Below are 18,695 nucleotides of genomic sequence, written 5' to 3'. Positions count from 1 at the left end.
TCTTTTTGCACTCATATATTCACTTTGTAGCTCAGCTGAAGCTCATCACCCGGTACACCCCGAATGCCCCAGTTCTGTTTGGGTGTTTCAAATATAGTAATCTCAAGATCCTGTGGAGAAATACCCAAAAGATCGTTAATTCTTTGGAATAACAGGTTAATGAGTTGCTTCTTAGCTTCTGTCGTTCTGCCTTCAAAGATACTGATTTCAATAATGGTGTACGCCTCAGAGCGACCATCGGCATATATAAAGTCTTCCTGATCCATAGGAAAAAAACGTTGAAACCTCTTGTCAGGAGGATATTTGAACGCATCCACCACAGCAGAATGAATCACCTCTGAAAGTTGCTTTTTGATTGGATTTAGAGTTTCTTTTATTCCGTAAATTTTAATCTGTGCCATTTCTCAGCTCACCTTTCTTATCTCAACTCATCTCAACTTGAAGCGATTTAATTCGAAATCATTATAAAACATTCGTATGCATGTGTCATGAACAATTAGTATGAAGAGGGTCTTTAACACCAAAGGTAGTCCTTATTTGACTTTTTTCGCGGTTTTCAATATAATAGTGCCATTATTAACGGTTAAACAATCGCTGATGAGGAATAGTAGCTTTGTCTGGACATGTAGAGAGCTGGCGGGTGGTGCAAGCCGGTTGACAGTGCAAAGTGAACTCGCCTCGGAGATATGCGTCCAACGCAGGAACGCCCTATACAGGTGCTTGTATCCTGTTATTAACCCGCATCGGATCACCTCCGTTATCAGGTGCAAAGGGAGTAGAACGCGAAGAACGCTTTCTGCTAACTAGGGTGGTACCACGGGAATATAACCTCTCGTCCCTAGCGCTGACACGCTACGGGATGCAGAGGTTTTTTTGTTGCATACCGTTTGAGGAGGAAAAGACAATGACAGACACACAGCCGAAGCACGGCTATCAACCGCAAAGTATTGAACCAAAATGGCAGAAATATTGGGATGAGAACAAGACGTTCCGTACCGGGGAAGAGCCGGGCAAACCGAAGTTTTATGCTTTGGATATGTTTCCGTACCCATCTGGAGCCGGCCTACATGTAGGCCACCCAGAGGGCTACACAGCTACGGATATTGTTTCACGATATAAAAGAATGCGCGGCTACAACGTACTGCATCCGATGGGTTGGGACGCCTTCGGTCTGCCTGCCGAGCAGCATGCGCTGGATACAGGGGAGCACCCACGCGAAATTACGGTGAAAAATGTAAATAACTTCCGCCGTCAAATCAAATCGCTCGGCTTCTCCTACGACTGGGATCGTGAAATCAGCACGACGGATCCTGATTATTACAAATGGACACAGTGGATCTTCATCCAGCTGTACAAGCGCGGTCTTGCATATGTAGCTGAAGTACCTGTGAACTGGTGCCCGGCGCTGGGAACGGTGCTAGCGAATGAAGAAGTTATTGACGGTAAGAGTGAGCGTGGCGGTCATCCGGTCGTCCGTAAACCAATGCGTCAATGGATGCTGAAAATTACGGAATACGCGGATCGTCTGCTGGAGGATCTGGAGGAACTGGATTGGTCTGAGAGTATTAAGGATATGCAGCGGAACTGGATCGGTAAGTCTACCGGGGCAGAGGTTCGTTTTCCAATTGAAGGCTATGACGAGCAACTCACAGTATTTACAACCCGTCCAGATACACTGTTCGGCGCAAGCTACTGTGTGCTGGCACCAGAGCAGGAATTGGTGGATATTATCACTACGCCTGAGCAAAAGGATGCTGTACAACAGTACCGTGAACAAGCTGCTCGTAAAAGCGATCTGGAGCGTACGGATCTGGCCAAGGATAAAACAGGCGTATTCACAGGAGCTTATGCAGTGAACCCGGTGAACGGCGAAAAGCTGCCGATCTGGATTGCTGACTATGTACTTGCAGGCTACGGAACTGGAGCGATTATGGCTGTACCTGCTCACGATGCGCGTGACTGGGAATTTGCCAAGCAATTCGGATTGAATATCATTGAGGTTGTCCAAGGTGGAGATGTGGCTAATGAGCCATATACTGAGGATGGACCGCACGTCAATTCCGGCCCGCTGAATGGACTTACCAACGAGGAAGCGATTCCGAAGATGATTGAATGGCTGGAAGCCGAGGGCAAAGGACACGGCAAAGTCACCTATCGCCTGCGTGACTGGCTGTTCAGCCGTCAACGCTATTGGGGCGAGCCGATTCCGGTAATTCATCTGGAGGATGGAACGATCAAAACGGTTCCTGAGGACCAACTTCCGCTCGTACTGCCGGAGATGGACAATATCAAGCCTTCAGGTACAGGTGAATCCCCGCTGGCGAACGCAACAGATTGGATCGAAACCATTGATCCTGAGACAGGTATGAAAGCACGCCGCGAGACAAATACAATGCCGCAATGGGCAGGCAGTTGCTGGTATTACCTGCGCTTTATTGATCCGAAAAATGACAAAGAGCTTGTATCCAAAGAGAAACAACGTGAATGGATGCCTGTTGATTTGTATATTGGCGGAGCGGAACATGCGGTTCTTCACTTGCTGTATGCCCGTTTCTGGCATAAGGTACTGTATGATATCGGCGTAGTGGAAACGAAAGAGCCTTTTTATAAGCTGGTCAACCAGGGTATGATTTTGGGCAACAACAATGAAAAAATGAGTAAATCACGCGGTAATGTCATTAATCCTGATGATATTGTCAATACGTTTGGCGCCGATACGCTGCGTATTTATGAGATGTTTATGGGGCCGCTGGAAGCGACCAAGCCATGGAATGAGAATGGGGTAGAGGGAGCACATCGTTTTCTGTCCCGCGTATGGCGCCTGTTTGTTTCCGAGGATGGTAGCCTGAACGATAAAATTACAAATGACGGCGGTAGCGATGAGTTCAATCGTACTTGGCATAAAACGCTGAAAAAAGTAACCGAAGATCTGGATGCACTGCGCTTCAATACAGCGATCAGCCAGCTGATGATCTTCACCAACGATGCATACAAAGCAGACCTTCTGCCGCGTGCAGCAATGGAAAACTTCGTGCAAATGCTGTCGCCGCTTGCACCCCATCTGGCCGAGGAATTGTGGCAGCTGCTGGGGCACAATGATAGCATTACCTACGCGGCCTGGCCTGCTTATGATGAAGCATGGACGGTGGACGCCGAAGTGGAAATTGTTGTGCAAGTGAATGGTAAAATTGTGCAGCGTGCAACGATTGCCAAGGATCTTGATGCTAAAGCGATGGAAGCATTCGCTGTGTCGTTGGACAATGTTCAGCAGGCACTGGCCGGCAAAACGATCCGCAAGGTAATTGCTGTACCAGGTAAGCTGGTTAATATTGTTGCCGGTTAATTGGCTTTAAGCCGAAGGAGACATCCACCTTTTGCATGTCTTCTTCATACTTGTTGTGCGTGGCCTGTATCAGCTCGGGAAAGACACTATGCAGGCTGATGTCCAACAGTGCGAGAGCTTCGGCAGTAATACCTCCGGGAACCGCCACTCTGGCCTGTAACTCGGCTGGTGTCATCCCGCCTTCCGTGAGCAGCTTTCCAGTGCCGATGATCATTTCACCGGCCAGGGCGCATAGCTCCGTACGGTCTATACCTGTAGCTTGAACTGCGGCTTGAATCCACTGGTCCATAAAAAAGGCCAAGAAAGCAGGACCGCAACTCGAAAAATCCGACGTGATTCGAGTATAAGATTCTTTAACCCGAATCGGCCTGCTGATGTGGGACATAAGCTCTTCCAGAAGGGTGCGGTCCTCCTCTGTAATCCGGCTTCCATGGATGCATAGTGAGGCTCCGCTGCCCACTTGGTGGGTGATACTGGGAATAATTTTGGACACTTTGGCTTTCAGTGCATGCTCCAAAATACGAATCTGCACCGGGCTTGTGATAGATACGACGATTTGCTCTTCTGTAATGACGTTGCGTATTTCATCCGTTACGGCTTTTGATTCCAGCGGCTTCACACAGATAAACAAAACATCGCTTTCCGCTGCCGTTTCACGGTTGCTTTGGGCTGCATGCAAACCTGGATAACGACGGGCTAGCTCGGTTACCTTGGAATGCGTTCGATTGCTTGCTGATATTTGCTGCGGCTTGAGTGCGTTAGAATTAATAAAAGACTCAATTAGCAGACTTCCCATGCTGCCAGTCCCGATAAATCCAACTTTCATTGTTCAACGTCCTCCTTTCATACTTTGCGGTATAGACGCTGTGCTGTCAGCTGTCATTCTTCTTAGTGTATGCGCCTGGTCTTGGCCGACATGACGAATTTTATGTCTGAGCATGTTAGATCGTGCCCGGGGTCGTACCACTTTTTTGTAAAAATGCTCACAGCGAGACCGTATGGAGGTTGTTTGCACCCTCCGGTTTAACGGGAATTGAACAGACTTGCTCTGTTTGATTGAGACGGTGTTTTCAGTCGGCTCAATTTCCCGAAATCCATGTGGAGTAGGGGACGATACGGAAATGAAACGCGTATGGACAGGAACAGCGATAACGCTTGCTGTAATCGGGAGTGGACTTATTTTATTTGCCGGAGGACAGCGCTCTGAGCCGCAAGAAGAGTGGACTTTACTTAACCATAAGGTGGAGCAGGCTGTGGCGATGGATTCAGAGCCAAATGAGTCGCAGCGCAGCAGTGACTATGCCCAGAAAAAGCCTGCTGTAAAAGAACCCTCAGACAAAGCTGAGCGCAGTAGGAATGCCGAAGCCGCTGACAATGTGAAACGTGATACTGTGCAGATTTCTACTGGTGTATCTGCTGCTGCGAATCCGAGCTCAGACACAGGTATTGTTAGTTCGAGTGGTGCAACGACGAGTAGGACCAATACGGTAAGTGATTCGGTTACTACACCCGTTTCCGGCGAAAAAAAGGTAAACATCAACACGGCGACTGCTGCCGAGTTAATGGAGCTACCAGGGGTTGGGGCTAAAAAAGCCGAGGCTATTTTGAACTACCGTAATCAGCATGGGGCGTTCAAACGTGTGAACGATTTGGATCATGTAAAGGGAATCGGAGCTAAAATGTTGGCGAAAATGAAGCCGTATGTCAGCTTGTAACTTATATAAGATTACAATGTACAGGCCCTGAGAACGGCGGTAGCGGATATGGTTTACGTTTTAACTTGTTTATACGGGAGAGATGGAAATGAGTGCAGATGTACGCAAGGACTGGGACACCTATTTCATGGATATCGCTTATATGGTATCCACCCGTTCGCGCTGTGCGCGGCGTCATGTTGGAGCCGTACTTGTACAAGGTAAAAAGCTCTTGGGGACGGCCTATAATGGAGCACCATCCGGGGTGCCTGACTGTTCTGAGGCAGGCTGTATGATCTCAGAGGAGTATGAGGTCGTTCACCGTGATGGGCGCGAGGAAATGGTTAAGAAGCAGCGTTGTATTCGCACTATTCATGCGGAGCAGAACCTGCTACTGTTTACTGACCGAATTGATCGTGAAGGCTCTTCAGTATATGTCACTGACCAGCCATGCTGGACGTGTGCCAATATGTTGGCGAACAGCGGTATTGTGGAGATTGTATACCACAGACCTTATCCCAAAGATGCCGACAAGGTTCGTGCTATGATGGAGGAAAAGGGAATCGCCTTTCGTATGCTGAAGACCTATCATCCACCGAAAGAAACGCTGATGGATGTAATGAATTAAAAAGTAAACGAGGAAGAACCTCTGACGAATGCTATTTTGTCAGAGGTTCTTTTTGTTTTGCTTATTTTGGACAAAAAGCAATGTTTGCTACCGGAAGGTGATTGTATTCAAGCTAAGCTTGTGTTAACTAGACCTATATTGACCCTTACTGTTTGTTGGATTACAGGAAGTGCGGGAGCATGTCTGTATTCTGGACGGATGCTTTTGTTGCTCTGGGCGGGGGTTACCCTGATCTTTCCGCTTATAGCTTTATGGATGAAAATCCCCATCCGGCATATGGTATTACTTTGGCTTGCAATCAGCGGGGGTGGATTTCATTGGTATTGGCATGATACGCATAATGTTAGCAGTATTCCCGATGCTCTTCATGTATCGTCTTCTATGTTGGAAGACATGCCTGTTCAAGTAGCAGGGCTTATCGCTTCTGAAGTACAGGTAGATGGTGATCGAACACAGTTTGAGATGAGAGTCACCTCAATCAATCACTACGGAAGTCATTCGAAAAAGGACGAGAATCGTGCACTAATTTCTGAACAGGTCATTGTTCATATCAAGTTGGCTGCCAAGCAGGAACAGCAACTTTCGGCAGCGTGGCAACGTGGAGATGCAATCCTACTGCGTGGCACCTTAAAGGCTCCTGCAAAAGCGGGGAACTTTGGTGGCTTTGATTACAGTGAATACCTGCACACACAGGAAATCCACTGGCTTTTCAAAGGCGATGGGGCAGCCTCGCTACAGAAGCAGGAAGCTTCACTGTGGAACCGCTACACTTTGTTCAGATGGAATGATCAGCTTAGGGAGCAGCTAGGGCAGAGAATGGAATCGGCATTTACATCACTTCATCACGCAGGATATATGAAAGGACTGGTACTTGGGGTAACAGATGAGTTGGACCCAGCAACGTATAACGAGTTTACGCAGCTTGGTTTAACGCATATTTTAGCAATATCGGGCATGCATGTGGCGGTATATGCAGCTACACTATTATATTTACTCAAGCTACTAAGAGTTAGCCGCGAGACATCTCTTACGGTCGTGATGATACTCATTCCGGCTTATGTCCTGCTGACAGGTGCTTCTCCCTCTGTTGTGAGGGCGGGAATTATGGCGATGATCGGCTTGTTTGCAGCCCGACGAGGTATGCTCAAAGACGGACTTAATATTCTAAGTATATCCGCGTTGCTCATGCTGATTTGGAATCCATATTATCTACTTAGCGTCAGCTTTCAGCTTTCCTTTTTGGTGACAGGTGGGTTGCTCATTTATATGCCGCTTATGAAGCCGTTTTTCGCCAAATGGCCTTTCCTAATCGGCGGTGAAGTTGCGATTACAATTACGGCACAGCTTGTTTCGTTTCCAATGACGGTATTCTACTTTAATCAATTTTCGTTGTTATCATTTGCGGCCAATTTTGTGCTTGTACCCCTTATTACATATATCGTGCTTCCATTAGGTACGGTGGCGATGGGGCTTTCCTTTTTGTGGGGGGATGGGGCTCGTATTCTTGCGTGGCCGGCAGAGCAATTGAACGATTTGACCTTTTTACTAGTGAAATGGCTGAATGTAGATGATGCTTATGTGAGTATTTGGCCGTCTTCTTCCATCCTGTGGGTCATGGCGTATTACGCAGCTCTGTACAGTGTTTTGTACTGGCTCAAAAGGTGGCTGACATCCCGCAGGCAAACGAACGACATTACCGTCTTGAATTCTACTGCCATTTCATCACCTATATATACAGGATTAGCAGCTTCTCCAGAATGGGCGGCTATATTGCATACGGCTCCTGAACCTGAGGGAGCAGGGAAATTTGCAAGTCGACAGTGGAATGGTTATCGTCATTTGGCACTGGCTCTAAGTGTTATTGCTTGGCTTGGAATATTGTATACAGGTTACCAATCTCCTGGTGAGGGAAATACGGGAATTGTTCAATATCTGGATGTGGGCCAAGGTGACAGCATTTTAATTACAACGCCGGGCGGGAAACATATCTTGGTTGATGGCGGGGGTACAATGGATTTTGCGACAGGGAAAAATGCTTGGCGCAAGCGTGCAGATCCCTACGAGGTAGGTGAAGATACGATTGTACCCTTGCTAAAGCAACGAGGTGTGCATCGCCTGGACGCTGTCATTTTAACGCATGGAGATCATGATCATGCCGGAGGACTACAGGCTGTGCTTGACCAGATTCCTGTATATACCTTGTTTTTTAACGGTACCCTGACAGATAAAACCCCATTTCGTAAGCTGTTGAACACGGCTTTAGACAAGCAGATCAAGCTGTATGGTGCACATCATAGTATGGAATGGGAACCAGACCAGGCTACGAAAATCCGCTTTCTCTATCCGTTTACACTACCGGAGAACGAATCTGAGCAGTTGCCTGTTATGAAGGAACAGAATCATTACTCTGTTGCCATGATATTGGAGATGGAGGGAGCCTCTTTTTTGTTCACAGGAGATATGGATGATGCAGCAGAGTCGTCGTTGCTCTCTGAATTAACTCGTTTTTCATCAAGTGTGAAAGATGAGGGAGCAACGGGGGCTGTAAGGAAAGCTATAGATGTCATGAAAATAGCACATCACGGCAGCAAGTACTCCACCTCGGAAGAGTGGTTATCCTACTGGCGACCGAAAGTATCTGTTATTTCGGTCGGTGCGACCAATACTTACGGACATCCGAATGAAGCGGTATTGGAACGTTTATCGGCAGTTAATTCTGCTATATATCGAACAGATACGATGGGAGAGATACAGATTCGAGCGCAGCAAGGAAAACTGAGTGTGCGGTACCAACGCAAATAGTTTTTTCGATCCTTTTTTATCAGTACAACAACACACTAAAACGGGTGCTCACTCTCAGGAGTGAGCTGTTTGCTTTGAATCCAATCTGCATGGACAGTAGCTGTAAGCTTTGATAGAATCATATGAGTAATGAAAATGAGAATCATTATTAATGGGAGGAATATTGTGAGTTATTTTAAATTCAGAGCATCAGCTTGTTTGTTCATCATTTCGTTAATGCTGGTATTGAGTGCATGCGCTACAAGTGGGGGTGGGACTGCAACGGTAAGCGGTCAATCTGCTGCCGCCCAGACCACATCAACTGGAGATGAAGCTGCCACACGTACATATGAAAGTGATAAAGGTACAATTACTCTTCCTGAGCATCCCCAGCGTGTCGTAGTGGCAGTCGATGATTATGTAGGTGATGTGCTAGCACTCGGTATTACACCTGTAGGGGCTCCAGACACTGTATTTGATGCTCCATACTATAAAAAATATTTGAATGGTGTTGCAAATATCGGTGACAGCTCCGCATTGTCCCTTGAAAAGGTAATCACCCTGAAGCCGGATTTGATCATTACCTATGATGAGAAAGCGTATGAAAATCTGAAAAAAATAGCACCTGCAGTATATATTCCATATGGTAAATATCAATATAAGGATCGTCTGATGGAGCTGGGCAAAGTGTTAAACAAGGAGCAGGAAGCGAAGAATTGCCTGGCTGATTTTGCAACCAAGATTGCTGAGAAGAAACAGGCTTTGTCTGACGTCATTGATTCGGGCAAAAAAATCGCTATTTTTGAGATTACAGGAAAAGAATTATATCTATATGGAAAATCTTATGGACGTGGAGGAGCCATACTTTATGATGAGCTGGGACTTCATGCTCCTGAGAAGGTAGAAAAGGCAGCGTTCGAGAAGGGATGGGCCAGCATTTCAATAGAGGCTTTACCGGAGATGCTGGGCGATGCCGATTATTTAATGTTGGGTATTAGAGGCGACGGAACAGACCAAGGAAAAGATATTTTATCTAAAAGTGTGTGGAATAACCTTTCTGCCGTTAAATCAGGTAAAGTATATCAATACTCAATCGACGATTTTTATTTTCAAGATCCGATTGCTCTGACTTATCAATTAGAACTCATATCTGATTTTTTGGTTTCCAAGAAGTAACAATATGATCTTGCAGCTCGATAGGCTAGCATTTAGATGTATGTAGGAGCTAGGGGAAGGTGACTACCTTCCCTTTTTCTGTTATTCTAAGGGAGGATACGCTGGGGATTCTGGGCTTTTTGGTATAATTTTTTTTGTTGAAAAAATAAAATTAGTGTCAGACGTCTATCCTGCAACAATTTGCAAAATGGATACGTCTGTAATATTGCAGGGAGAGGGGGATCCTTTGTGGTAGAGCAGGGACTCATTCGAGCCGCTCAATCGGGCGATCGCGACGCTCTCATTACCCTATTAAGAGAGATAGAACAGCATGTGTACCGTACGGCATATTACATTCTAAACAATGAGCAGGACGCGATGGATGCTTCACAAGAAGCCCTCATACGGATCTATTCCAAAATTAACTCTTATGAGGAAAAAGCGCAGTTTAAAACCTGGGTCCAACGCATTGTAACGAATATATGCATCGACAAATTCAGAAGAACGAAGCCCTCGGTTTCCATTGACGAGCACGACATGATATTCAACGATCCCCAAAACGTGGAGGTCGAGGTGTTGACCTCTTACATGGCACAGGATGTTCGTGAGGCTATACAACAACTTCCGGAGCACCACCGGACGGTAATTGTCTTAAGATATTTGCAGGATTTCTCCTATAACGAGATTGCAGATTCTCTGGATTTGCCGCTAAATACGGTCAAGTCATACTTATATCGTGCAAGACAGCAATTGCAAGGGCTACTTCAGGAATATCAGAAAGGTGGTGTATCAGGATGAAGTGTGGGGAAGAGGTGATGGATTGGATGCAGCGTTATGTGGATCATGAGCTGGGCGAAGAAGAGACGTCCCAATTAATGAACCATATTGCGACTTGCCCGGACTGTGCGGAAAAATTTCTTATTCTTCAGACACTCTCTCGCGAGCTGGAGGAATTGCCTACGGTTTCCCCGGCGTTCAGCCTGGTGGATTCCATCATGCCTCAGCTTGATGCCATTGACCGTGCACGTGAAGAGCAGGGAAGTGCGCTTCAGGAAATGCAGCCTGTGGCTGTAAAACCTGGACCAGTGCCTAGACAAAGTACCCAGCCTACACCTTGGTGGAACCGAATGGCTGGGCGCGCTGCCATGGGCGTGGCTGCCGCTGCTGTTGTACTGGGGATTGTAGTGTTTAACTTCGAGCCTAAAACAGTGCAGGATGCGGAAGGCATACTTACAACCCAGACGCCCGAAGTGACGAATCGGCAGAATCAGACGGAAATTCTTCCAGGTACAGCCAATGGCAGTGGAGGCCGTGATGCAGCCATTGGTTCGGATTCTACACAGCAGCCGTCAGAGCAGGGGCAAGGAACGGATGCATCTCAGCTACCTGCGGATAAAGATCCTGACCTGAGCAAACAAGGTGCAACCAATGCAAACGATGAAAAGAACTCTTCCAAACGGGATGCTGGGAAACGTGACGATCAGCGGGCTGGGGAGGAAGATTCGACGAAGTCTGCACCAGCTGAACATTCTTCTCGTCAGGATGAAGGGCAGGGGCAGCTACGTACGGATCGTCAGGTGACAAAGGAAAATCCGTCTGCTGGAGATGCTCCTAAATCTGAGGACAAACAGTTAAGTCAGGAAAAATCTGATCAATCCACGATTGCTCCTGCTGAACAGTTGGAACCGAAAATGGAAAAAGCACCCCTAGCGGGTACGGGTACCGCTCAGGACAATAATAATGGTAACACAAGTACGAATGATTCTTCTTCGTCGCTTAGTCAGGATTTGAAGGTACAGGATCGAATTGCGTCAAATGAAACGTCGAAAGAAACGACTTCCAAAAGTATCACAAAGGATTCGGGCAATGCCTTAGGAACGGATAGCAGCAATGCAGCTTCTGATGATCAGCAATCATCCGTGTCGCAAGACCCGGTTCGTAAAGAAGGATTTGTATCTAATTCACTGGTCTCTCCGGACAACAATAATGCTTCCAGCTATAGTGCCCAATCTGGCTCTACAGATCAGCTCAACTCGCCAGATGGTAGCTATGCGGTGGCTATTGAGGGCAAAAAGCTGAAAGTGTATAAGCTTTCCGATAACGGTGTAGACCGAACAACACTGGAAGTCCGTACTCTAAAAGGTGCCTGGGTCAAAGGAAGCTGGTCAGAAGACAGCCAGACCTTTATGTATGAGACGGAGCAGGATGGGACAGCAAGTAAATATACGTACACCGTCCCGCGCAGCACTGGAAAATAGTTTCCGTAAGTTGGCACACTTTTAAAAACAGAGAATATACTATATGAACCGACGTCGTATCCCGACGGCCGAAAGTTTCTAGAGCTTTCTGCTGCCGTGTTGATATAGATGGTGGTGAAGGGATCCTGTCTATAGGCAGGGTCCCTTCGTTTGTATCATGACTTGCCTTCCGGTCGGATGTCGGGTACGATCAGTGGGTGGGGGGAACGGAAAATGGATGTAAAAACAGCCTCTAAGGCTATTCGCAAAGGCGACATTTCGCCAGTGTATTTGCTATACGGCAGTGAAAAATATCAAATGAAGCAGTTTGTTGAGATGCTTAAAGAGAAAGTGGTGGAAGAGGAGCATCGTGACTTCGCCATCATTCCTTATGATTTAACCGAAACGCCAATTGAGGTGGTCGTGGAGGAGGCGGAAACAGCGCCTTTTCTGGTGCCAAAGAAGCTGATTATTGTACGGGATACCAGTGTATTTGCAGCAGGCAAAGATAGCGGTAAGATAGAGCACCGGCTTGAGACGCTGTTGACTTATATGGATAACCCGACTGACTATAGCGTCATCGTTTTTACGGTTCAGGCTGAAAAGTTGGATGAACGGAAAAAGATTGTCAAAAAGCTGAAAAGTGATGCTTCGGTTATTGCTTTTGCTCCAATGGGTGGAGATGATCTTATAGCTTGGATCCATAAGCGTGCAGGAGAAAGAGAAGTGCAATTGGCTGCAGGAGCTGCTGAAAGCCTCATTCAATTTACAGGTACCGGGCTGCAATCCTTGGCTGCCGAGATAGACAAGCTCTGCTTGTACGCAGGAGCACAGGGAACGATCTCATCCGCTGATATAGAATCCCTGGTGCCTCGTAACACAGAGCAAAACGTATTTGCGATGGTTGAGGATCTGGCTAATTTGCGGCTGGATAAGGCGCTTAGTATTTTTTATGAGTTGCTTAAGCAAAAAGAGGAACCGATCAAGATTGCCGCTTTGATCACGCGACAGTTCCGTATTATGTTGCAGGTCAAAGAGCTGGCAGGTCAAAGCTATTCCCAGCAACAAATTGCCAGTCAGCTTAGTTTGCATCCTTATGGGGTGAAAGTTGCAGGGGACCAAGCGCGGAGGTTCCGCCCTGAGCAGCTGCGTCAGCTTCTCTACGAATTGGGCGAGCTGGATTATCATATGAAAACAGGTGTCGTTGACAAGGTACTGGGACTGGAGCTATTTTTGATGAAAATGGGTGCGGGGGCTTCAATCTAATCCCCCCATGTGCTGTTATAGAGTCAGCTCATGTAGCGTGGAAAGCTGACTCTATAAATTAACAAAAGTTATAAACTAAAAAAACCTGATCAGCCAAGGCTGGTCAGGTTTTTTTCATTAACGTATGAAAGTAGCTCTTGCTTACGCTTGAGCTGTAAGAGCGTTAAGTTTTTTCGCCAAGCGGGATTTCTTGCGAGCAGCTGCATTTTTGTGGATCAGACCTTTAGTTACAGCCTTGTCCAGCTTTTGGGAAGCTACTTTGAAAGCAGCAGCAGCAGTTTCAGCTTCGTTACCTACCAACGCTGTATCGGCAGCTTTTACTGCTGTACGAAGCGCGGATTTTTGGGAAGCGTTCAACGCACGGCGTTTGTCGCTAGTTTTAACGCGTTTGATAGCGGATTTGATGTTTGGCATTACATTCACCTCCTGTAAAGGCATTACTTATGAACACAAACGTTTCACAACTTAAAATATTTTAGCATGCCACACCTCAAATTGCAATAAGAAAACATTCTGAGGCGATGCGAATTACAGGATGAAAATGGATGTGCATAAACCTGTTGGGTGTCTCGCACACTATAGTCAAAGATGGTATCCAAGGAGGCTTAAAAGATGGATCTGGATTTGCAGAAGTATGCGGTACGCACGGATTTGGCATTAGAGGCAAGAGAACTGGCCGAACGGGATCAGCCTGTACCTCTGTCGGGCATAAGTGAGAACGTGGAGGAAGATAACGGAATCAAAATCACACGGCTGGACGTACTGAATGAAGAAGGAGCCAACCGTATTGGGCGGGTACAAGGGCATTACGTCACGTTGGAAGTACCAGGCTTGCGTGAAGGCGACACGGGGCTCCAGCAACGTGTAGCTATTGCATTTGCAAAAGAAATGGAGCATTTTATACAAAAAATAGGGATCTCTAATACGGCAAAGGTACTGGTGGTAGGTCTGGGCAACTGGAACGTTACTCCCGATTCGCTGGGGCCGCTTGTCGTTGAAAATTTGATGGTGACTCGTCAATTTTTTGAACTGACACCTGATCAAATCAACCCGGGCTATCGAGATGTGAGCGCAATTGCACCGGGCGTCCTGGGTATTACGGGGATCGAGTCCAGTGAAATCGTTCAAGGCATCGTGGATCGCACAAAGCCAGAACTGATTATTGCAATTGACGCTCTGGCGTCACGTTCACTGGAGCGCGTCAATACGACCATTCAGGTGGCTGATATCGGGATACATCCAGGTTCAGGTATTGGCAACAAGCGGCGCGGTATCACCAAGGATATTATGGGTGTTCCGTGTATCGCTATCGGCGTTCCGACGGTATGCTACGCTTCTACCATTGTCAATAACGTAATCGAACTGATGAAAACACATTTTACCAAAGAAAAGGCTTCTACAAAAGCAATCCTGGGGATGTTGGACGATATTTCAGAACCTGAGAGACTTGGGCTGGTGAGAGAGGTACTGCAGCCGCTGGGGCATGATCTGATTGTGACTCCTAAAGAGATCGATGAATTTATTGAAGATATCGCGAACATCATTGCTACTGGATTGAACGCTGCTCTGCATGAAGCTGTTGATCCTGGCAATGTCGCCGCCTATACGCATTAATCAAGGGTTGGTAAAATCATATTTTATACCAAAAGTCTCTATTTAACAGGAATCTAATCTCTTTCAAAAAGGGAGGTGATATACCTGTGGTAGAGATTTTTTGTGTTCTAGCAATTGTTCTCCGTTCATAGAGTTGAAGTATAAGAGATTTCCGCAGCAGATAGGAACCCTATGTTCAGAATATAAAGCGGGTTTCGACGGGACGAAGGAGGACAAGGCTCACATGAAAAAAATTCAGACCTGGAACGTCGGAAGATGGAGAAGAAAAGGTATCGAAATTTTGGCGATGGGACATACGCTTGTGCTGCTGATCATGGGCTCGGCGCTTTTATTTGTCGTTTTGGGGCTAGGGGGATTGGCAGAAAATCGTCTACAAACATCTCCTGTTTCTTCGATGAAAGGATTGGCAGGTTCGGTGTCTAGCGGTTTTTTTGCGGATATGCTAGGTATGGAAGTACCTCATTTGGCACAAAAGAAGCAGCAATCTTCGTTGTCGGGTGAACAATGGTCGCCTTTTGTTTTTCAGATGCTTACAGGTATTAATCCGCAGGATCCCAAAAGTCTCATTTCTCGTGAAATTCCTGGCATGTCTGCGGGAGCGCCTGTCTTGCTGCGCAAGGGTTCGGGGAACACAAAGGTAGAGGGTCCTACGGATTATCAGCCCGATCAGGGAACGACGGATGCCCCTGGTGGCTCAGATGCATCTGAGAACCCACCGACTACTACGCCGGATATTCCGACAACACCGCAAACAGATCCGGCACGTGAAGATCATCCAGGTGATACGGCCAAAGGGGACAAGCGTATATTAATCTACCATTCTCATCCCAGAGAAGCATATAACCCACTACTCAGCAAAACCAGTTCCAACCCCAATTCAGGTTCTAAATCAGCCAATGTGTCAAGGGTAGGGGACTTCGTAAAGAAGAGGCTGGAAAAGCAAGGGATATCCACACTGCATGTAAACAAGGATTATGCCACTACAGTTCAAAATTACAATTGGAACTATTCCTATAAATATTCACGCGAAACAGTCAAGGAAGCTTTAGCTGGAAATAAAGGTTTAACTTATTTGCTTGATATTCATCGAGATTCACAACGTCACGGAAAAACAACAGCAACCATTAATGGACTCTCTTATGCCAAGGTGTATTTTATTATCGGACATGACAACAAAAATTGGCGCGAAAATGAAGCTTTTGCTGCTCGTATTCATGAAAAGCTGGAAAAATCGTATCATGGCGTATCACGTGGTGTATGGGGGAAAGATGGTGGCAAAGGCAACAACGGTGAATACAATCAAAGCTTATCTTCGCATAGCATTTTAATTGAAATCGGGGGTATTGACAACACCGAGGAGGAGTTGAAACGCACCTCAGACGTTTTGGCGGACATGATCGGCGAAGTGTATTGGGAAGATCAGAAAGCTCAGAAAGCGGGCACTAACGTATCGGATACAAAAAAGAGCAACAGCGGCAATTAAATGAGGTAGCGGTAAGGGGGAAAGGTAATGTCTGGACATTTTCGTAAGAAAGCACTTGGATTTGTATTGCTCATGGGGGCAGGTATTCTACTGGGTATGCAACTGGCAGGATCTGGCCTGCGTTCAGTGTATGGACCGGAATGGAACGGGGATACGATTCAATCGGCAAATCAACAGAAAGTCGGATATGAACAGACGGTTATTGAGGATACACCCGCAGCTAACGCTCGTGCATATAGCGGTACGTATAGCACAAGTGGAAATGTTAAGGTTGAGCCGAAAACGGGAGCGGGTATAAATGAAGCTAGTGGAAGGGAAGAAAATGAGGAGCAGACGGAACTCGGGGCATCCAGGTGGTATTCGACGACTGCGCAGCATGTCAATACTCAGGACCTGGAGACACCGCGTGAACTGTTATCCGTCAAGGGACAACAAGCTTCGGTGGATACCATGGCGGACAAAACGGCTGGGCTGCTGCAAAACCTATCAAGACAGGGGATTCGATGGGTTGTGTCTGTTTTTGACGGAGTGACAGAATAGAAATATTGCTGACCCCCTATACAACTGCTATAATAAGCTGATTGACACTAGGCATTGTGTGGGGGTAAGGCATGACTGACATATTGGCAAGACAACGTAAAATTCGGAACTTTAGTATCATTGCACATATAGACCACGGTAAATCCACGCTGGCTGACCGGATTTTGGAATACACCGGTGCACTCACATCCCGTGAAATGCAGGAGCAAGTGCTTGATCAGATGGATCTGGAACGGGAGCGCGGGATTACAATCAAGCTCCAGGCAGTGCGACTCACTTATAAGGCCGATGACGGCGAAGAGTACATTTTGAATCTGATTGATACACCGGGACACGTCGATTTTACGTATGAGGTTTCCCGAAGCTTGGCGGCCTGTGAAGGGGCCTTGCTAGTTGTAGACGCGGCACAGGGTATTGAAGCACAGACATTGGCTAACGTATATTTGGCGTTGGACAACAATCTGGAAATTCTGCCGGTGCTTAACAAAATTGATTTGCCAAGTGCCGATCCTGAACGGGTGAAGCAGGAAATCGAGGATGTTATCGGCTTGGATACGAGCGAGACTGTCCACGCATCGGCCAAAGCTGGAATCGGTATCAAGGAAATTTTGGAACAGGTGGTCAGAAGCGTACCTGCTCCGCAAGGGAATCCGAATAATCCGCTGAAGGCGCTTATTTTCGATTCGCATTATGATCCATATAAAGGCGTTATTGTGTATGTCCGCGTCGTAGATGGTAGCATCAAGGCAGGTTCCAAAATTAAAATGATGGCGACCGATAAAACGTTTGAGGTTATCGAGGTAGGAGCCTTCATGCCACGTATGAGCATCGTGGACGAGCTGAACATCGGTGATGTTGGTTTTATCGTTGCTGGTATCAAGCATGTGGGTGATACGCGTGTCGGGGATACGGTGACAGATGCAAAAAATCCAACATTAGAACCGATGCCAGGCTATCGGAAAATTAATCCGATGGTATATTGCGGTCTGTATCCAATCGAAACATCGGAGTATAACGATCTGCGTGAGGCGCTTGAAAAGCTACAACTGAACGATGCTTCGCTTAGTTTTGAGCCGGAAACATCAAGCGCGTTGGGTTTTGGCTTCCGTTGTGGATTCCTTGGTTTGCTTCATATGGACGTTATTCAGGAACGGATTGAACGTGAATTTAACATTCCACTGATTACAACGGCACCAAGCGTTATTTACCGCATAAAGTTGACGAATGGGGAAACGATCCAGATCGACAATCCATCGAATTATCCGGAAATCGGACGGATTGAACATGTGGAAGAGCCCTATGTAAGAGCAGGTATTATCGTCCCTAATGATTACGTAGGTACGGTGATGGAGCTTTGTCAAACCAAACGTGGTGAGTACGTAAATATGGAATACTTGGATACGACACGGGTAACCATTACGTATCAAATTCCGCTGTCTGAAATCGTATATGATTTCTTCGATCAGCTTAAATCAAGTACCAAAGGTTATGCTTCCTTTGATTATGAGATTTCAGGCTATCGCCAGTCCAACCTGGTGAAAATGGATATCTTGTTGAATGGCGAGCAGGTCGATGCGCTGTCGTTCATCGTGCATAGAGATCGGGCTTATCATCGCGGACGTATTATCTGTGAGAAGCTGCGCGAGCTAATCCCGCGTCAAATGTTCGAGGTGCCAATCCAGGCATCTGTGGGAACAAAGGTCGTGGCGCGTGAAACCGTTAAGGCGATGCGTAAAAACGTCTTGGCCAAATGCTACGGCGGCGATATTTCCCGTAAACGGAAGCTGCTTGAAAAGCAAAAAGAGGGCAAGAAGCGTATGAAGCAGGTCGGTAACGTAGAAGTACCACAGGAAGCATTTATGGCGGTACTGAAAATAGATGAGTAAAGCTGCTTGAAGTATTCGTCCATTCTTTCATGGGGCATTTGCCGTGCATGGAGAATGGACGTTATTTA

Annotated in this window: 16 protein-coding genes and 1 other annotated feature; of the genes, 13 read left to right on the top strand and 3 right to left on the bottom strand. The window is 46.7% G+C overall.

Annotation, left to right across the window (positions count from 1 at the left end):
• Positions 1-11: 11 nt before the first annotated feature.
• Positions 12-401 carry a tautomerase family protein gene (locus BM358_RS09395; RefSeq protein ID WP_028540439.1) on the bottom strand — a complete coding sequence of 130 codons (390 nt, stop codon included), beginning with the start codon at positions 399-401 and terminating at the stop codon, positions 12-14.
• Between the two features lie 184 nt (positions 402-585).
• Positions 586-843 (top strand) — a binding site (T-box leader).
• 61 nt (positions 844-904) lie between these two features.
• Between BM358_RS09395 and leuS the strand changes: the two genes are divergently transcribed.
• Positions 905-3,343: a leucine--tRNA ligase gene (gene leuS, locus BM358_RS09390; protein WP_023989526.1), complete on the top strand. Its 2,439-nt coding sequence runs from the start codon at positions 905-907 to the stop codon at positions 3,341-3,343.
• On the opposite strand, the gene comER is transcribed toward leuS, so the two are convergent.
• Positions 3,324-4,169 (bottom strand): late competence protein ComER, encoded by an 846-nt coding sequence (comER, locus tag BM358_RS09385; RefSeq protein ID WP_028540440.1) that lies wholly within the window; start codon positions 4,167-4,169, stop codon positions 3,324-3,326. The genes leuS and comER overlap by 20 nt on opposite strands.
• Before the next feature lie 295 nt (positions 4,170-4,464).
• Between comER and BM358_RS09380 the strand changes: the two genes are divergently transcribed.
• The 8 genes from BM358_RS09380 to holA all read left to right on the top strand — a co-directional run bounded on the left by BM358_RS09380 (position 4,465) and on the right by holA (position 13,104).
• On the top strand, positions 4,465-5,058 hold the full coding sequence (locus BM358_RS09380) for a ComEA family DNA-binding protein (protein WP_028540441.1): 594 nt from the start codon (positions 4,465-4,467) through the stop codon (positions 5,056-5,058).
• 88 nt (positions 5,059-5,146) lie between these two features.
• Positions 5,147-5,665, top strand: a complete 519-nt coding sequence (locus BM358_RS09375; RefSeq protein WP_025723414.1) for a deoxycytidylate deaminase — start codon at positions 5,147-5,149, stop codon at positions 5,663-5,665.
• A gap of 179 nt (positions 5,666-5,844) precedes the next feature.
• Positions 5,845-5,997: a hypothetical protein gene (locus BM358_RS26750; protein WP_226887754.1), complete on the top strand. Its 153-nt coding sequence runs from the start codon at positions 5,845-5,847 to the stop codon at positions 5,995-5,997.
• Positions 5,927-8,467, top strand: a complete 2,541-nt coding sequence (locus tag BM358_RS09370) for a DNA internalization-related competence protein ComEC/Rec2 (protein ID WP_231517129.1) — start codon at positions 5,927-5,929, stop codon at positions 8,465-8,467. The genes BM358_RS26750 and BM358_RS09370 overlap by 71 nt, the downstream gene beginning before the upstream one ends.
• Positions 8,468-8,632: 165 nt before the next feature.
• Positions 8,633-9,622, top strand: coding sequence for an iron-hydroxamate ABC transporter substrate-binding protein (locus BM358_RS09365; RefSeq protein WP_028540443.1), 990 nt, complete (start codon positions 8,633-8,635; stop codon positions 9,620-9,622).
• Between the two features lie 228 nt (positions 9,623-9,850).
• Positions 9,851-10,399: an RNA polymerase sigma factor gene (locus BM358_RS09360; protein WP_013311184.1), complete on the top strand. Its 549-nt coding sequence runs from the start codon at positions 9,851-9,853 to the stop codon at positions 10,397-10,399.
• Positions 10,396-11,859: an anti-sigma factor family protein gene (locus tag BM358_RS09355; RefSeq protein WP_028540444.1), complete on the top strand. Its 1,464-nt coding sequence runs from the start codon at positions 10,396-10,398 to the stop codon at positions 11,857-11,859. Before BM358_RS09360 ends, BM358_RS09355 begins: the two co-directional genes overlap by 4 nt.
• Before the next feature lie 213 nt (positions 11,860-12,072).
• Complete coding sequence (gene holA / locus BM358_RS09350; RefSeq protein ID WP_013311182.1) at positions 12,073-13,104, top strand: DNA polymerase III subunit delta; 1,032 nt, start codon at positions 12,073-12,075, stop codon at positions 13,102-13,104.
• 141 nt (positions 13,105-13,245) lie between these two features.
• On the opposite strand, the gene rpsT is transcribed toward holA, so the two are convergent.
• Positions 13,246-13,518, bottom strand: coding sequence for a 30S ribosomal protein S20 (rpsT, locus tag BM358_RS09345; RefSeq protein ID WP_013311181.1), 273 nt, complete (start codon positions 13,516-13,518; stop codon positions 13,246-13,248).
• Between the two features lie 198 nt (positions 13,519-13,716).
• Here rpsT and gpr point away from each other — a divergent pair, with 198 nt between their 5' ends.
• From gpr to lepA, 4 genes are all read left to right on the top strand, one after another.
• Positions 13,717-14,718: a GPR endopeptidase gene (gene gpr, locus BM358_RS09340; protein WP_023989518.1), complete on the top strand. Its 1,002-nt coding sequence runs from the start codon at positions 13,717-13,719 to the stop codon at positions 14,716-14,718.
• A 223-nt stretch (positions 14,719-14,941) separates the two neighbouring features.
• Complete coding sequence (locus BM358_RS09335; protein WP_023989517.1) at positions 14,942-16,201, top strand: stage II sporulation protein P; 1,260 nt, start codon at positions 14,942-14,944, stop codon at positions 16,199-16,201.
• Between the two features lie 27 nt (positions 16,202-16,228).
• The gene (locus BM358_RS09330) at positions 16,229-16,741 is read left to right on the top strand and encodes a hypothetical protein (protein ID WP_028540445.1); all 513 of its coding nucleotides are present in this window, start codon (positions 16,229-16,231) and stop codon (positions 16,739-16,741) included.
• 71 nt (positions 16,742-16,812) lie between these two features.
• Positions 16,813-18,627 carry a translation elongation factor 4 gene (gene lepA, locus BM358_RS09325; RefSeq protein WP_023989515.1) on the top strand — a complete coding sequence of 605 codons (1,815 nt, stop codon included), beginning with the start codon at positions 16,813-16,815 and terminating at the stop codon, positions 18,625-18,627.
• Positions 18,628-18,695 lie beyond the last annotated feature (68 nt).

The sequence above is a fragment of the Paenibacillus sp. cl130 genome, from assembly GCF_900116035.1.
Lineage (GTDB): Bacteria > Bacillota > Bacilli > Paenibacillales > Paenibacillaceae > Paenibacillus > Paenibacillus polymyxa_B.
The sequence above is the reverse complement of the archived record's forward strand: the minus strand, read 5'-3'. Positions and strand labels throughout refer to the sequence as shown.

Bases quoted from the DNA above. Each gene is read 5' to 3' on its own strand.
- BM358_RS09395 (WP_028540439.1), bottom strand. From the start codon at position 401: ATGGCACAGATTAAAATTTACGGAATAAAAGAAACTCTAAATCCAATC.
- leuS (WP_023989526.1), top strand. From the start codon at position 905: ATGACAGACACACAGCCGAAGCACGGCTATCAACCGCAAAGTATTGAA.
- comER (WP_028540440.1), bottom strand. From the start codon at position 4,169: ATGAAAGTTGGATTTATCGGGACTGGCAGCATGGGAAGTCTGCTAATT.
- BM358_RS09380 (WP_028540441.1), top strand. From the start codon at position 4,465: ATGAAACGCGTATGGACAGGAACAGCGATAACGCTTGCTGTAATCGGG.
- BM358_RS09375 (WP_025723414.1), top strand. From the start codon at position 5,147: ATGAGTGCAGATGTACGCAAGGACTGGGACACCTATTTCATGGATATC.
- BM358_RS26750 (WP_226887754.1), top strand. From the start codon at position 5,845: ATGTCTGTATTCTGGACGGATGCTTTTGTTGCTCTGGGCGGGGGTTAC.
- BM358_RS09355 (WP_028540444.1), top strand. From the start codon at position 10,396: ATGAAGTGTGGGGAAGAGGTGATGGATTGGATGCAGCGTTATGTGGAT.
- holA (WP_013311182.1), top strand. From the start codon at position 12,073: ATGGATGTAAAAACAGCCTCTAAGGCTATTCGCAAAGGCGACATTTCG.
- rpsT (WP_013311181.1), bottom strand. From the start codon at position 13,518: ATGCCAAACATCAAATCCGCTATCAAACGCGTTAAAACTAGCGACAAA.
- gpr (WP_023989518.1), top strand. From the start codon at position 13,717: ATGGATCTGGATTTGCAGAAGTATGCGGTACGCACGGATTTGGCATTA.
- BM358_RS09335 (WP_023989517.1), top strand. From the start codon at position 14,942: ATGAAAAAAATTCAGACCTGGAACGTCGGAAGATGGAGAAGAAAAGGT.
- BM358_RS09330 (WP_028540445.1), top strand. From the start codon at position 16,229: ATGTCTGGACATTTTCGTAAGAAAGCACTTGGATTTGTATTGCTCATG.
- lepA (WP_023989515.1), top strand. From the start codon at position 16,813: ATGACTGACATATTGGCAAGACAACGTAAAATTCGGAACTTTAGTATC.